The sequence below is a fragment of the Pedobacter endophyticus genome (assembly GCF_015679185.1).
Classification (GTDB): domain Bacteria; phylum Bacteroidota; class Bacteroidia; order Sphingobacteriales; family Sphingobacteriaceae; genus Pedobacter; species Pedobacter endophyticus.
This window is the reverse complement of the sequence record NZ_CP064939.1, coordinates 2,536,857-2,550,922: the sequence shown is the minus strand read 5'-3', so window position 1 is coordinate 2,550,922 and position 14,066 is coordinate 2,536,857. Positions and strand designations below refer to the sequence as shown.

Genomic DNA, 14,066 nt, shown 5'->3' with positions numbered 1-14,066 from the left:
GCCTCGCAACGACGACCTTTAAGTATTCGTTGTATGGCTTGAATTTATATTTTTAATCAATCAAAATCAATTCATCTACCCTATTTCAACACCGAAACCGTAATAAACGAGCTGTTATGTACATCGTGGTAAATCCTCTGCGTGGCTTTTTGAAAATCGCCTCGATCCGCCTGGTAAATATCCATAAATTTCTGTGGATTACGGTCGGCTAGTGGAAACCACGAATTTTGAATTTGGATCATAATTTTATGTCCTTTTTTAAAGGTATGCGCCACGTCGGGCAAGGGATAATTCACTTTGGTGATTACTCCAGGAACAAAGGGTTCAGGTTTTTCGAAGCTATTGCGGTATTTTCCACGCATAATCTCCCCGCGAACCAACATTTGGTAGCCGCCCATGACTAAATTTTTTGGATTAGGCGTCGGATTAGGCGCATCCTCCGGATAAACGTCAATCAGTTTCACAACATAATCGGCATCCGTTCCAGTGGTCGAAACCACCAGATTTGCCAGTATCGGGCCTGTTAATGTAATGTCCTCCGTCAAGGCATCGGTTTCATAAGTCTGAACATCCGGTCGCCGCGACGCGAAACGCTGGTCGTCGATCATATATTCTCTTGTTCGCCTTGCTTGAATTCCATCTTGATAAGGAACCGGCTTATTCGGATCGCTCACATATTCATCCCAACTATCCGTACGGCCTACTTTTTCAAAGCTCAGCTTGCCATTAGCCTGTAAGTACAAATTTTTGGTTTCTACATCTTTTGGCGGCCAGCTTGCAAACTTTTTCCATTCGTTTGAACCAGTTACGAAAATATTGGCTTCAGCAGGATTAAAGGTTCCTTCTCCTTTTAAATAATGCTTAAAAAATGGCAGTTCATATTGTTGCTGATAATCGATGCTGGTGGTTTTTCCGAAAGTAATATCGCCGAAATAAGAACCATCACTGCGTACCCATCCGCCGTGGAACCATGGTCCCGCAACCAAAATGTTGTTGGCGTTGGGATTTTGTTTTTCAATGGCTTTGTAAGTGGCAAACGTTCCGTACGCATCTTCAGCATCGAAAAAGCCACCAACAACCATTACTGCGGGCTTTACCTTAGTTAAATGCGGGGTAATTAACCGTGCTTTCCAAAAGGTATCCAAATTTGGATGTTTAAACAGATCGTTCCAAAATTGAATACTATCCGCAAAATATTTATCCTTGAGGTTCTTTACCGATCCTGCTTCCAAATAAAAGCGATAATTATCCTGAATCGGAAATTGAAAGCCCTTGGGCCCCTTGTCGGGCGTAATTGCATTGGGACGCGGAACACCAAAGCTGCTCATAAAACTGAAAGCATCCATTACGAACAGCGAACCTCGGTGATGAAAATCGTCGCCCATAAACCAATCCGTTACCGGGGCCTGCGGCGAAACCGCCTTTAGCGCAGGATGTGCATTGGGCAGCGAGGCAGTAGAGTAAAAGCCGGGATAAGAAATTCCATAAATTCCCGCATTTCCATTGTTCCCTTTAATGTTTTTTAGCAGCCAGTCGATCGTGTCGTAAGTATCTGTACTTTCATCGATAGCCGTTTTTCCTTTTTGGGTAGTTTGTGGGCGAATGTCGGCAAAAGTGCCTTCGCTCATCCAACGGCCCCTCACATCCTGATACACAAAAATGAATCCCTCACGCATCATCGCCGGAAAATTTCCGAGGCTTGTTTTATACTTGTCCTCTCCATAAGGAGCAACCGTGTAAGGCGTTCTGTTAATGAGGAACGGATACTTTTTGGTTTGATTTTTGGGAATATAAATCGACGTAAACAGCTTCACCCCGTCACGCATTGGGATTTGACGTTCAATTTTGGTATAGTTTTCTCTAACATACGCCGAATCGGTTTGCTGAGCAAACAATTTACTGGAAACAAACAGACAAAATAAGAGGCTAAGAAATCGCGAAAAGTTCATTTAATAGTTTTTTTAGAATAAAGTTTTAAAGATAGGCGATTGCAAACGCATAACAAAAATGCCGCTGGTAAAAGGTTTGTTAGTTATGAGTAATGAGTAATGAGTATTGAGTAATGAGTATTGAGTATCCAGTAACGAGTAATAAGATTGGGTGCTTCAAACCGTGTTTTCGATTTGTTTGACTTTAATCTTTTCGCCAATAGATGCCCGCGGCATAACTTTGTCTTTTACCTTTGAGCTTAAAATGCTCGTGGCACAGCTTAGTCTTTCAGCTTTGGTCTTTCAGCTTTAAAATGCCCGTAGCACAGCTTTAGCCTTTCAGCTTTGGTCTTTTAGCTTAATTCGTCATTCCTTTATCAAAATTTAGTTAAAATGGCTTTGTGAGCAATCTTTCGCGGGTTTTCATCGTCATATAGTTAATCGAATTAAACACCACAAAATGAAAAGGTTATTAAATAAAGGATTGGTTGTTTTCGCTGCAGCAGCGATGATTGCAACCTTAAGCGTTGAAAGTGTTTCGGCACAACGGCCAAGCAGGGGTGGCGGTGGTAGATCTGGTGCCGTGTCGCCCTCAAGAGGCGGATCAATTTCCAGAGGTCCATCAATGCGAGCACCCTCGGGCAACAGAATTTCGCAGGCGCCAAACAGAGGTAGTTATGTACCTCGGACAAATAACAGCAGCATTAGGCCAGGTCGCCCGGGCTATAGTTATAACAGGCCGGGTTATCGCCCCAGTTACCGATCGGCTTATCGGTACAGACCGAGCTATGGCTATCGCCCGGGGTTCGGAAGGCCATATTATCGCCCATATTATAGTTATTACAACTTCTACCGCCCATTTTTGGGAATCAGGATTGGCGTTTTACCTTACGGATACTATCCGTTCTATTATGGCGCAAATCAGTTTTATTATTCTGGTGGATTGTTTTATCAGCAAAATAACAATCAATACGAAGTAGTAGTTCCGCCAGTTGGTGCCGAAGTTCCCAACTTACCCGAAGAGGCAAATTTGGTTACGATAAATGGCATCGATTATTATGAATACAAAGGTGTTTACTATACTCAGGGACAAAATGCCGAAGGCGCAACTGTGTACATTGTTGCGGGCAAAGATGGTGTGCTGAATACAGCCGATGGATCGGTTAATGCGCATCAAATTGGCGACATGATTACCGAGTTGCCCGAAGGTTGCAGAGAGGTTACCATCAAAAACGAAAAATATTTCGTTTCTCCTGATGATGTTTACTACGAAGAAGTGGTGGATGGAGACAAGGTATCTTACCGCGTAATCGGAAAGTTGTTTTAAGAGAAGCATCATACTTTTTTGTCATTCTGAGGCACGAAGAATCTGTTCGCTACGAGCACCAACTTTAGTTTATCCCCATACGTTCACCATTTTGGCAGGTGGTCTATTGTAGGGAGTGTTCCAGCGCTTGGAAATTTATATTCGTACCTGCTTTGCATTTTCGGGCCTTAGAATGACAGTAAAATGAACGTCGTCTGTTTTGGAGTTTATGCAACGATTATCGCTATCAGCGACTTGATCTGTCGGTTAGCCAGATCAATGGAACGTCAACTATGAACGAGCGTTTTCAGCTTGATTGCGATGTTATTGCTAGGGCGCTAAGATTCCCGCCTGCGCGGCAAAGAGGATCGGCTTAAAACGTCGTCTATATTTTATGATACGTACTCTTCTTTTTTAGCCCGTTGCTAGCAACATTTTCTCTACTTTTGTCGATAAAACCGTTCGATTTTGAAAAAAATGCCCTCAAAAGCACCTTTTGTATATTTTGTTGTCCTGCTGGTGCTTTCTTCTTGTGTTACGACGAAAAATGTAGCGCATAAGCAAACGGAAACATCAATTTCATCAATCAAATTTTTGAGCGAGTTCGTTCTGCCGTTGAATTCTACTTTTCAAAGTACTGCCGTTGGCGGTCTGTCGGGTATTGATTACGATGTGAAGAACGATCAATATTACCTCATCAGCGACGATCCTTCCAGTATCAGTCCCGCAAGAATTTACACCGCGAAAATTGATCTTGATAACAATAAGATAGATACGGTAAAAGTAACTGGAATTATATTTATTCCGCAGAAAGATGGCACGCAATATCCTAAATACCAACAAGGCAAAAACTCAAAAGCCGATGGCGAATCGATTCGCTATAATCCGCTCAAAAACACCTTGGTTTGGAGCAATGAGGGCGAACGGCTATTCCGCCAAACCGATACAACAATTGTTCAACCGGCGCTAACCTTCATTTCTACAGCGGGCAAATATTTAGACACAGTTCCTTTGCCACATGGATTCCACATTACCAGGCAGCAATATGGCGTTCGGAAAAATGCTTTCTTTGAAGGTTTAAGCTACGCCGATAATTACAAAACATTATATGCCAGTTTAGAGGAACCGCTTTATCAGGATGGGCAACAATCGCACTTTGAGTACGGTAAGGCATTAACGAGAATTTTGAAGTTCGATGTGGCTAAAAACAAAAACGTGGCACAATATGCGTATAATCTCGATGCGTTGCCCATAAATCCAACGGTGCCGAGTGATTGGAATTTAAATGGAATCTCGGAGATATTAACAGTAAATAATCACACCTTGTTAGTAATGGAGCGGGCCTGGGCAAAAGGCCGCGACGACCATTCTTTTGTGAAACTTTACCTTGTTGATTTGGATGGCGCCGAAAACGTTATCGATAATCCTTCGTTTATTAGCAATCCACCACAACCGCTCGTAAAGAAATTGCTTTTCGATTTTGATAGCTTAAATATGCATATCGACAATATTGAGGGCGTAACTTTTGGCCCACTGCTTGCTAACGGCCACCGTTCGCTCGTATTCTGCGTAGATAACAACTTTGGAAAGGCACAAGTTCAGCAGTTTTTCTTATTCGAAGTAATACCTTAGTCTGAAGTCTTGAGTCCGAAGTCCTTAGTCCGAGGTCTTAAGCGTATAAATCTATCTATTCTTCTAACTTTGTGCCATTAATTTTAAAAATATGAGTAAGATAAAAGCGTTGTTGTTGGATTTAGACGGTACATTGATAGATTCTGAGCGGTTTCACTTCGATTGCTGGAATGAATTTCTCAGCCAATACGGCGTTGTTATCGATTTTAAAGACTGGCTTTCTAACTATGCCGGAATTCCGCTTCCACAAAATGCAAAAGCCATTATAAACAAATATAAAATTGATGCCGATCTCACAGATTTTATCGATAGAAGAGAGCTGATTACTTTCAACGGCTTTAAAACGAAAGACATCGAATTGATGCCGTTTGCATTAGATTTTGTTCAGTATTTTTACGAAAAAGGACTTACGCTTGCTGTGGTAACGGCCAGCCCCCGGGTTGATGTTGAAGCAGTTTTTGAGCGAAACGGACTGGCTAAATACTTCAAGCTTTTTGTTACCCGTACAGATGTTACGGTGAGCAAACCCGACCCCGAAAGTTATAATATTTGTGTAAAAATGCTGGGATTGGCGAAAGACGAATGCATTGTTTTCGAAGATACGGTTAATGGCGTAAAATCGGCCTTGGCCGCTGGCATTACTTGCTATGCCATTCAAAATAATGTTCGGGCGCATCAGAAATTGAAAATCGCCGATCAATTGTTTCTTAATTTTGAACACGCAAAAACTTACATGCTCGAAAATGAGATTATAGGCTAAGGCTGCACTCCTGCACTGGCATTCATGTTCCTTGCACTGGCACTCATGTGCGTTGCAGCCCAACCGCAGCCTTGGCAGCAGGCGGGTACTTTTAGCTTTCAGCTTTAGTCTTTCGGCTTTTAGCTTTTTAATCTCCAGACTTTCTGACTTCCCGACTTCTTTCAGCTTTGGTCTTTCGGCTTTTAGCTTTTTAATCTCCGGCCTCCTGACTTCCCGACTTTCGGACTTCTTCAGTCTTTTAGCTTTAGTCTTTTAGCTTTTTTCCCTACCTTTGAACAATCAAAATTTTAAAGAAATTATGCAATACGATGTCGTTGTTATCGGTTCAGGCCCGGGTGGTTATGTAGGCGCAATCCGTTGTGCGCAGCTAGGGTTAAAAACTGCAGTTATAGAAAAGTACAAAACGTTTGGAGGCACTTGCTTAAACGTAGGCTGTATTCCATCGAAGGCGTTATTAGATTCTTCGGAGCATTTCCACAACGCTGCTCATACGTTTACAACCCACGGAATTAACCTGAGAGATTTGCAGGTTGATATGAAACAAATGATCGCCCGCAAAGACGATGTTGTTGCGCAAAACACCGCAGGTATTACGTATTTATTTAAGAAAAACAAAATCGATTCGTACGAAGGTGTGGGTTCTTTTGTTGATAAAAATACTATTTTGGTTACCAAGAGCGATGGTTCTACCGAAACATTATCTGCCAAAAACGTCATTATTGCAACCGGATCAAAACCAACCGTTTTACCATTTTTGCCTGTTGATAAAAAACGCATCATCACTTCTACCGAAGCCTTAAACATTAAAGAGGTACCTAAAACGATGGTTGTAATTGGCGGAGGGGTAATCGGCCTTGAGTTGGGCTCAGTTTATGCCCGGTTGGGTACAAAAGTTTCTGTTGTCGAGTTCTTACCATCCATCATCAGTACAATGGATGCCGGGTTGGGCAAAGAGCTTCAACGTGTGCTTAAGAAAACCTTAGGCATGGAATTTTACATGGGCCATAAAGTTACCGGAGCAACTACAAAAGGCAAAACGGTAACCGTAACTGCCGAAACTCCAAAAGGTGAAAGTATTTCTTTAGAGGCCGATTACTGCATTGTTGCTGTTGGTCGTACCGCTTACACCGAAGGCTTAGGCTTAGAAAAGATAGGAATCACTGTTGAAGAAAGAGGCAAAAAAGTTCCGGTAAACGAACATTTAGAAACTTCGGTTAAAGGCGTTTATGCCATTGGCGACGTAATTACCGGAGCCATGTTGGCCCACAAGGCAGAAGATGAAGGTACTTATGTAGCTGAAACTATTGCGGGACAGAAGCCACATATTAACTATAATTTAATTCCCGGCGTGGTTTACACCTGGCCAGAGGTTGCATCGGTAGGTTTAACCGAAGAGCAACTGAAAGAAAAAGGAACAAAATACAAAGCGGGTTCATTTCCGTTTAAAGCCAGCGGACGTGCAAAAGCGAGCATGGATACTGATGGTTTCGTTAAAGTTTTGGCCGACGCTACAACTGATGAAGTTTTAGGTGTACACATGATTGGCCCGCGTGCTGCGGATATGATTGCAGAAGCAGTTATTGCGATGGAGTTCCGTGCATCGGCAGAAGATATTGCCCGCACCTGTCACGCTCACCCCACTTATACCGAAGCCTTAAAAGAAGCTGCGTTAGCTGCAACTGAAAACAGAGCGATACATATTTAATTAAGAACATAAATTTGAAGCCATCCGATGAAACTTGCCAAGCGCATATATTCATCGGGTGGCTTTTTGGTATAAAGATCTCTCCGCTACGGTCGAGATGACGGCTTAATTTGGTCGGGATGACGATTTGATTAATAGTCATCCGATGAATAATAGCGAAAGGCACATATTCATCGGATGACTTTTTTCATTAAAAGATCTCTCCGCTTCGGTCGAGATGACGGGTAAATTGGTCGAGATGACGGGTAAATTGGTCGAGATGACGGCTTGATTAATAGTCATCCGATGAATAATAGCGAAAGGCACATATTCATCGGATGACTTTTTTTATTAAAAGATCTCTCCGCTTCGGTCGAGATGACGGGTAGGCCGAGATGACGGTTTAATTTGGTAGAGATGACGACTGAGAGAACTTATCGAAAATAAATGTTTCGATTTCCAATCCATTTCAGGAACTTTGTATCGGAAATCCCAAACCATTAAAATCCTGATTATTTTGGAAGAAATAAATGCAAATCGCGAAGCGACTAATGAAGTTAACATTCTCCCCGAAACTGCAGAGCGTGCTTTAAATCGTATCCGTATTGCTGTGGCACTGTTTTACTTCGGGCAGGGAATCGCATTTGCGTCCTGGGCAAGCCGAATTCCGGATATTAAAAACAGTTTAAGGCTTTCTGATGGCGAACTGGGCAGTATTTTGTTGGCACTTCCCGCAGGACAACTTTTTACCATGATTATTTCGGGCCGTTTGGTAACCCGCTTCGGGAGCAAGAAAGTGCTTACCATTACTGCGCCGCTTTACGTTTTAGCACTTACCAATTTGGGGCTGGCCGCTGCACCATGGCACTTGGCCGTATTTCTATTTATATTTGGCATAGTGGGTAACATGTGCAACATATCGGTAAATACGCAGGGGGCCGAAGCTGAAAAAATGTTCGGTCGTTCGATTATGACTTCCTTTCATGGCGCATGGAGCATAGCTGGGTTTACCGGAGCGCTCATTGGACTATTGATGGTTAATTTACACATCACACCCTATTCCCATTTCTGGATCGTAAGCTTTTTGATTTTTATAAACGTAGCGTTAAACCACAATCATCTCGTTCCCGGAAAAGGGGCGGTTACCGTGCGGACGAAAAAGTTTGTGATGCCCGAATGGAACCTCATTCAGTTAGGAATTATCGGCTTTTGCAGCATGGCAACCGAAGGGGCAATGTTCGATTGGAGTGGCGTTTATTTTAAAGATATTGTTCATGCACCCCGCTCGCTGGTTATTTTGGGCTACGCCTCTTTTATGATTATGATGGCCACAGGCAGATTTATTGGCGATAAGATAATCGGAAAACTAGGAAGAAGAACAACAATCAAAATTAGTGGATTAATCATTTCCGCAGGGATGTTTACTTCTGTGTTTTTTCCTTTTGTAATTACGGCAACAATAGGCTTTATGCTCGTGGGTATTGGTGTTTCGAGCATTGTACCCACAGTTTACAGTGTGGCAGGCAAAAACGGTAAAGTAGCCCCCGGAATAGCCATTGCAATCGTTTCGAGTGTGAGTTATTTTGGCTTTTTGTTAGGCCCGCCGTTAATTGGTGGTATTTCCGAATTATCCAGCCTGCAATATTCTTATGCTGTTATTGGCTGCTTTGGTTTGTTAGTTAGCTTTTTAGTGACAAAGATAAAGGCTATTGAATAATTGGTAAACTGGTTCATTTGCCATTAGTTTATTAGTAAGCCACCGCTTAATGTAATCACAAATTTCTAAACAGTTGGGTTGTAGTCATTGGTATGTACAAAAGGCTGTCTCAAAAAGATAAATTCAATTTCAATTTGTCACGTTGAGCCTGTCGAAACGCCCTTTCAAGCATTTGGGTCAGTCCTTCGACTACTTGTCCCGACTTCTCGGGAAGCTCAGGATGTAAATAATGACCATTGAATAATGATCAGCGGGTGTAAGGACGTCTGCTTGTGTGTCTGATTCTAAGAATCCTGATATCATCCCGTAAATGTCTGAAAGAAATTCTATAGCTGTCGATTTCGAATGCGAAAAAGCTGCCATCATTTTCCCGTTTTAGTCGGTCCTGTTGGAAAGTATTGATCAGTATTGGAATGGATTTAATTTTGCTGAGAATCCGACTTTCTAATCTTTCGGCATATTCTAACTCGTCATTTTCTTCAAGATATTGGATAATATCCAGCAGTTGTTTTACCGCAGATTTATTCCACTTGATTTTCATTAAACTGTTTTGCGTCTGTTTTGAAATAAAAGCTCAACGTCATCGTGTTCAATGAAATCGCCGTCGTTCACTTCAGCATCTGCCTGATCTATCTCTTTATTGTATTGATCTAGAAAAACAATTTCAGGTTCATTAACCGTCTCATCAATATCTGATCGATACTTATAGTCGAGACTATCCAGAAAAGCGATAAGTACTTTTTCTTCCCGTTCGTTCTTTGTATTTACCAGTATACTCATAATCAAATTTACCAAATTTCATTATTCATTCCTAATCAATTCATATTCCTTAAGCGTTGCAATTGCCAGTTCAATTAATCGCAAATTTTCGTCGAGGTGGCCATGCTGAACCTCTACGTTGATATACGGAATATTTTGCTGCATGGCATATACGGAAAGCGATCCGTCGTTTTCGGCAAACTTCGATTGAAGAATTACATTTACGTTCGCTTTTTTTAAACTGCTAAACAGCCGGGGCTCGGTTACATAAATCAGGTCGTCGCCATCCATTTCGAAGTTGATGTACACCGAATCTGCAGTGCTCGATAAATCGTAGCCCGGTAGATACGATGAAATGCCAAATCCACCATCAGCGTTATTGTGCAACGTCAAAATATAGCCCATCTCTTTTGGGTTATAAAAATCGACAATTTGCTTTCCGGCATCAGTAATCAGTTTCTCGACTTCGTTTGAGCTGTAGGGGATTTTTTTCAAGCGGGTATTAACTCCCTTTTCAGTATAGATTGCATTTGGATCGATGCGGTAAGGGTCGTCCATGTGGGTGAAAACGTAATCTCTAACGCCCCCATACTGGCTGTCGATTAATTCTCCACCGCTCCAACGTATATAATCAAAACCGGCTTTTACGCCAGTATCTTCGTTATCGTGCACAACAAGAAACCGGATTCCATTGGGTTTGTAACTGTACTTTACGAGGTTGATATTTAAATTTGCCAACTTAATAAACGATGAATCGGTTGTCATTGCAGGGAAAACGGGCGGATGTTGGGCTTTAACCAACAAGGAAATGCCAACAAGAAACAGGGATAGAAGATACCTAAACATATGGCTAATATACAATGTTGAGCCAAAATTTGTTTGGTTTTGTTATCCATTTAAGGATTTTCGATTCCTTGCCCGTCAGTTTCAACTGACGGATACCTTTATGCAAAAAAAAAGTCCCGATTTGCATCGGGACTGATTCACTATAATAGGGATGGACGTTATTTTCCGTGATCTAAATCATATTCAAGCACATCTTTGTGGTCATACGGTTCAACCATTAATTCATCAATCGTTTTGCCTTTTTTATTGAAGCCAAGTCTTTCCAACATTCTATCGAAGATTAAATACACTACTGGCACCACAATTAAGGTTAAGAACAACGAACTGGTTAAGCCACCAACAATTACCCATGCCAAACCATTTTTCCATTCGGCACCTGCTCCCGATGCCAATGCAATTGGAAGCATACCGAACACCATGGCGATGGTTGTCATTAAAATTGGGCGCAGACGTGCGTGGTTGGCCAGCACCAATGCTTCTTTGGTTTCTTTACCCTCGGCCTTTAAGTGGTTGGTAAAATCGACCAAAATAATCGCATTCTTCGCCACCAAACCCATCAGCATAATTAAACCTAAAATGGTAAAGATACCGATTGAATTGTTGGTTAAGGCCAGTGCAAGCAACGCCCCAATTACCGCTAACGGAAGTGAGAACATAACCACCAATGGGTAAACAAAACTATCGTAAAGGGCTACCATGATCAGGTAAACCAATATTACAGATGCAAGTAAGGCAATACCCAGCGTACCAAAACCTTCGGCCTGGTTTTCCTGGTCTCCTGCCCAGGTGTAACTTACACCAACCGGCGCTTTAAGTTTGCCATTTTTCTGCATGTCTTCCAGCTTTTCCTGAAACTCTGCAACGATAGTTCCTGTCGGCCTACCGATAGACTGGGCCTGAACGGATACTGATGTCGATTTGTTTAAACGCTCTAACTGACTTGGGCCTGAACCCTCGGTAATGGTTGCAAATTGCGACAACTTGATTTGTGCGCCTTTATCGTTTACAAAAATCAGGTTCCGTACGTCGTCAATGTTCTTTCTGTTAAAACTTTGGTACTGAATATTAATATCATACTCATACTCGCCTTTTCTGAACTTACCATCGGTATTGCCGGCGAAAGCGGTTTGCATGGTAGAACCTACCGTAGCGAGTGTTAAGCCAAGCGCCGACATTTTATCGCGATCTACCTGAACATTGATTTCGGGTGTACCTTTTTCTACGGATAATTTGATCTCAGTAGCACCCGGAATGGTTTTTAAAACGGCTTGTGCACCTTGCGCATATTTTAGTGCGCTATCTAAATTAGAACCCATTACCACGAGGCTAATTGGTGCATTTTCGGCAATACCCAAAATACTAATCGGAACGGTTTTTACTTTGGCGCCAACCAGTTCTTTTGCCAGGGCACGGCTCATCTTCGTTGCAAATACGTCGGATGAAACACCCTCACGTTCTTTACGATCGACCAAACGAACATTGATTTCAGATTTGTAAGCAGTTGCTTGTGTACCTCCAAAATCGCCACTCGCTTGTCCAACTGTTGTAATTAGCTGTGTAATTTCGGGTTGTTTATCTAAGAAAGCTTCTGCTCTTTGTGTGTAAAAGTTGGTTTGTTCCAGCGGTGCATCTTTTGGAAGCTCAATCTGAACCAAAAACTCTCCTTTATCAGATTTAGGGAAGAACTCGGAGCCAATAAAGCCTGCGCCCAATAAGCCACAGGATCCCAGGAACATCACAAATACCATGATCAGCGTTAACGCTTTATGGTTTAACGACCACGTGAGGATACTTGTAATCCACAGCGTAAATTTCTTTAACTGTTTTTCGAACCAGAGGATAAAGCGGCCAAACATGTTTTTGCCCTCAATGTGCTCCAACTTTCCGTAACGCGAGAAAATTAACGGTACAATAGTAAATGAGGCCAAAAGCGAAAGCAATGTTGCGATGATTACCACGATACAGAACTGGCGCAAAATGTTCGACACCAAACCTGTACTTACCGCAATTGGAAAGAACACCACCACAATTACGAAAGTAATCGATACAACGGTAAAGCCAATTTCGCGGGTTGCATCAGCTGCTGCCCTAACCTTGTTCTTGCCCATTTCCATGTGTCGCTGGATGTTCTCCAATACCACAATCGCATCATCCACCAGGATACCTACCACGAGGGAGAGACCCAATAGCGACATCAGGTTTAAGGTAAACCCGAATAGGCTGATACCGATAAAGGTTGCGACCAGGGAAACCGGAATTGATACCATTACAATTAACGCGTTACGCAAACTGTGCAGGAAGAAAAGCATTACGAAGGCCACAAGTATAACGGCGAGAATTAAATCGTGAATTACCGCATCTGCAGATTCCAATGTAAAGATCGAACTGTCGTTTACGATATTGATATCAAGCTTGTTCGCTGCATATTCGTTTTTCAGCTTCGCAATGATGGCATGTGTACCTTCACTCACTTCTACCGCATTTGCATCACTTTGTTTAATGATTTGGATGGCAATAGATGCCTGACGATTGATACGAGCCAGTTTTTCGGTTTCTTTTTTCGAATCTTGTACATCGGCAACATCACGCAGGCGGATTTGTGAGCCTGTTTGAGCGGTTGTTAAAACCAGGTTCCTAAGTTCTTCTATACTTCTGTACTTTCCCGATAAACGGATTAGAACATCCTGATTCTCTGTTTTTACACTTCCGGTAGGGAAATCTAAGTTCGAGCTTAAAATCATTTGTTGTACCTGCGGAACTGAAAGGTTGTAACCTTGCAATTTAGCAGCGTCTAAAGACACCTGAATTTCACGCTCAGAACCGCCTACTAAATTAACCTGCGCAACACCGTTTACCCTCGAAATTACCGGAGCAATTCTTTGGTCGATCAAATCGTAAAAAGATACATCATCCATATTGGCAGATGCCGTCATGGTAATTACAGGTAAGTCATCAAGCGAGAATTTACTTAACGAAGGTGCTTTTACATCTTCCGGTAAATCGGCGAGGATGGCGTTTACCTTACGTTGTGCATCATTTAACGAGATATCGATATTTGCTGCATCAGTTAAGGTAATGGTTACCGTTGATAAACTTTCGAACGATACGGAGTTGATCTTTTTAATGTTCTCCATGGAGGATACCGCATCCTCAATCTTTTTTGTTACGGTGTTTTCAACCTCATTTGGCGAAGCGCCGGGGTAAATGGTCGAAATAGATACTACGTTGTTAGAGAATTTTGGAAGTAATTCGTAACCCAACGAAAAGTAACTTAGCAGCCCGAGCAAGGTAAGTGCGGTAAATACCACAATCACCAGCGAGGGCCTTTTTATAGATATGTCTGTTATCTTCATTTTTTCTAGATTTGAGATGGGAGACGTTAGATTTGAGATTAGCCATTAGCCCTCAACCTCATAACCCTTTGCCTTTAACCT

At 42.2% G+C, this 14,066-nt stretch carries 10 protein-coding genes; 5 read left to right on the top strand and 5 right to left on the bottom strand.

Going from position 1 to position 14,066, the window contains the following annotated elements; translation table 11 throughout:
- Positions 1-80: 80 nt before the first annotated feature.
- Entirely contained in the window at positions 81-1,949 is a 1,869-nt protein-coding gene (locus IZT61_RS10175) for a CocE/NonD family hydrolase (protein ID WP_196101024.1), read from the bottom strand.
- A 439-nt stretch (positions 1,950-2,388) separates the two neighbouring features.
- Here IZT61_RS10175 and IZT61_RS10170 point away from each other — a divergent pair, with 439 nt between their 5' ends.
- From IZT61_RS10170 to IZT61_RS10150, 5 genes are all read left to right on the top strand, one after another.
- Positions 2,389-3,255, top strand: a complete 867-nt coding sequence (locus IZT61_RS10170; protein WP_196101023.1) for a DUF6515 family protein — start codon at positions 2,389-2,391, stop codon at positions 3,253-3,255.
- Positions 3,256-3,828: 573 nt separating this feature from the next.
- Positions 3,829-4,866 (top strand): esterase-like activity of phytase family protein, encoded by a 1,038-nt coding sequence (locus IZT61_RS10165; protein WP_196101022.1) that lies wholly within the window; start codon positions 3,829-3,831, stop codon positions 4,864-4,866.
- A gap of 91 nt (positions 4,867-4,957) precedes the next feature.
- The gene (locus tag IZT61_RS10160; RefSeq protein ID WP_196101021.1) at positions 4,958-5,626 is read left to right on the top strand and encodes an HAD family hydrolase; all 669 of its coding nucleotides are present in this window, start codon (positions 4,958-4,960) and stop codon (positions 5,624-5,626) included.
- A 298-nt stretch (positions 5,627-5,924) separates the two neighbouring features.
- Complete coding sequence (lpdA, locus tag IZT61_RS10155; RefSeq protein WP_196101020.1) at positions 5,925-7,331, top strand: dihydrolipoyl dehydrogenase; 1,407 nt, start codon at positions 5,925-5,927, stop codon at positions 7,329-7,331.
- 496 nt (positions 7,332-7,827) lie between these two features.
- The gene (locus IZT61_RS10150) at positions 7,828-9,027 is read left to right on the top strand and encodes an MFS transporter (RefSeq protein WP_196101019.1); all 1,200 of its coding nucleotides are present in this window, start codon (positions 7,828-7,830) and stop codon (positions 9,025-9,027) included.
- A gap of 247 nt (positions 9,028-9,274) precedes the next feature.
- Here IZT61_RS10150 and IZT61_RS10145 read toward each other — a convergent pair whose 3' ends face one another.
- From IZT61_RS10145 to IZT61_RS10130, 4 genes are all read right to left on the bottom strand, one after another.
- Positions 9,275-9,568, bottom strand: coding sequence for a type II toxin-antitoxin system RelE/ParE family toxin (locus IZT61_RS10145; RefSeq protein WP_196101018.1), 294 nt, complete (start codon positions 9,566-9,568; stop codon positions 9,275-9,277).
- The gene (locus IZT61_RS10140) at positions 9,568-9,807 is read right to left on the bottom strand and encodes a hypothetical protein (RefSeq protein WP_196101017.1); all 240 of its coding nucleotides are present in this window, start codon (positions 9,805-9,807) and stop codon (positions 9,568-9,570) included. Before IZT61_RS10140 ends, IZT61_RS10145 begins: the two co-directional genes overlap by 1 nt.
- Positions 9,808-9,828: 21 nt before the next feature.
- Positions 9,829-10,632, bottom strand: coding sequence for a hypothetical protein (locus IZT61_RS10135; protein ID WP_196101016.1), 804 nt, complete (start codon positions 10,630-10,632; stop codon positions 9,829-9,831).
- A gap of 158 nt (positions 10,633-10,790) precedes the next feature.
- Entirely contained in the window at positions 10,791-13,985 is a 3,195-nt protein-coding gene (locus IZT61_RS10130; protein WP_196101015.1) for an efflux RND transporter permease subunit, read from the bottom strand.
- Positions 13,986-14,066 lie beyond the last annotated feature (81 nt).

Coding starts and splice junctions, on each gene's coding strand:
- IZT61_RS10130 (WP_196101015.1), bottom strand. CDS start 13,985: ATGAAGATAACAGACATATCTATAAAAAGGCCCTCGCTGGTGATTGTG.
- IZT61_RS10145 (WP_196101018.1), bottom strand. CDS start 9,568: ATGAAAATCAAGTGGAATAAATCTGCGGTAAAACAACTGCTGGATATT.
- IZT61_RS10140 (WP_196101017.1), bottom strand. CDS start 9,807: ATGAGTATACTGGTAAATACAAAGAACGAACGGGAAGAAAAAGTACTT.
- IZT61_RS10135 (WP_196101016.1), bottom strand. CDS start 10,632: ATGTTTAGGTATCTTCTATCCCTGTTTCTTGTTGGCATTTCCTTGTTG.
- IZT61_RS10175 (WP_196101024.1), bottom strand. CDS start 1,949: ATGAACTTTTCGCGATTTCTTAGCCTCTTATTTTGTCTGTTTGTTTCC.
- lpdA (WP_196101020.1), top strand. CDS start 5,925: ATGCAATACGATGTCGTTGTTATCGGTTCAGGCCCGGGTGGTTATGTA.
- IZT61_RS10170 (WP_196101023.1), top strand. CDS start 2,389: ATGAAAAGGTTATTAAATAAAGGATTGGTTGTTTTCGCTGCAGCAGCG.
- IZT61_RS10160 (WP_196101021.1), top strand. CDS start 4,958: ATGAGTAAGATAAAAGCGTTGTTGTTGGATTTAGACGGTACATTGATA.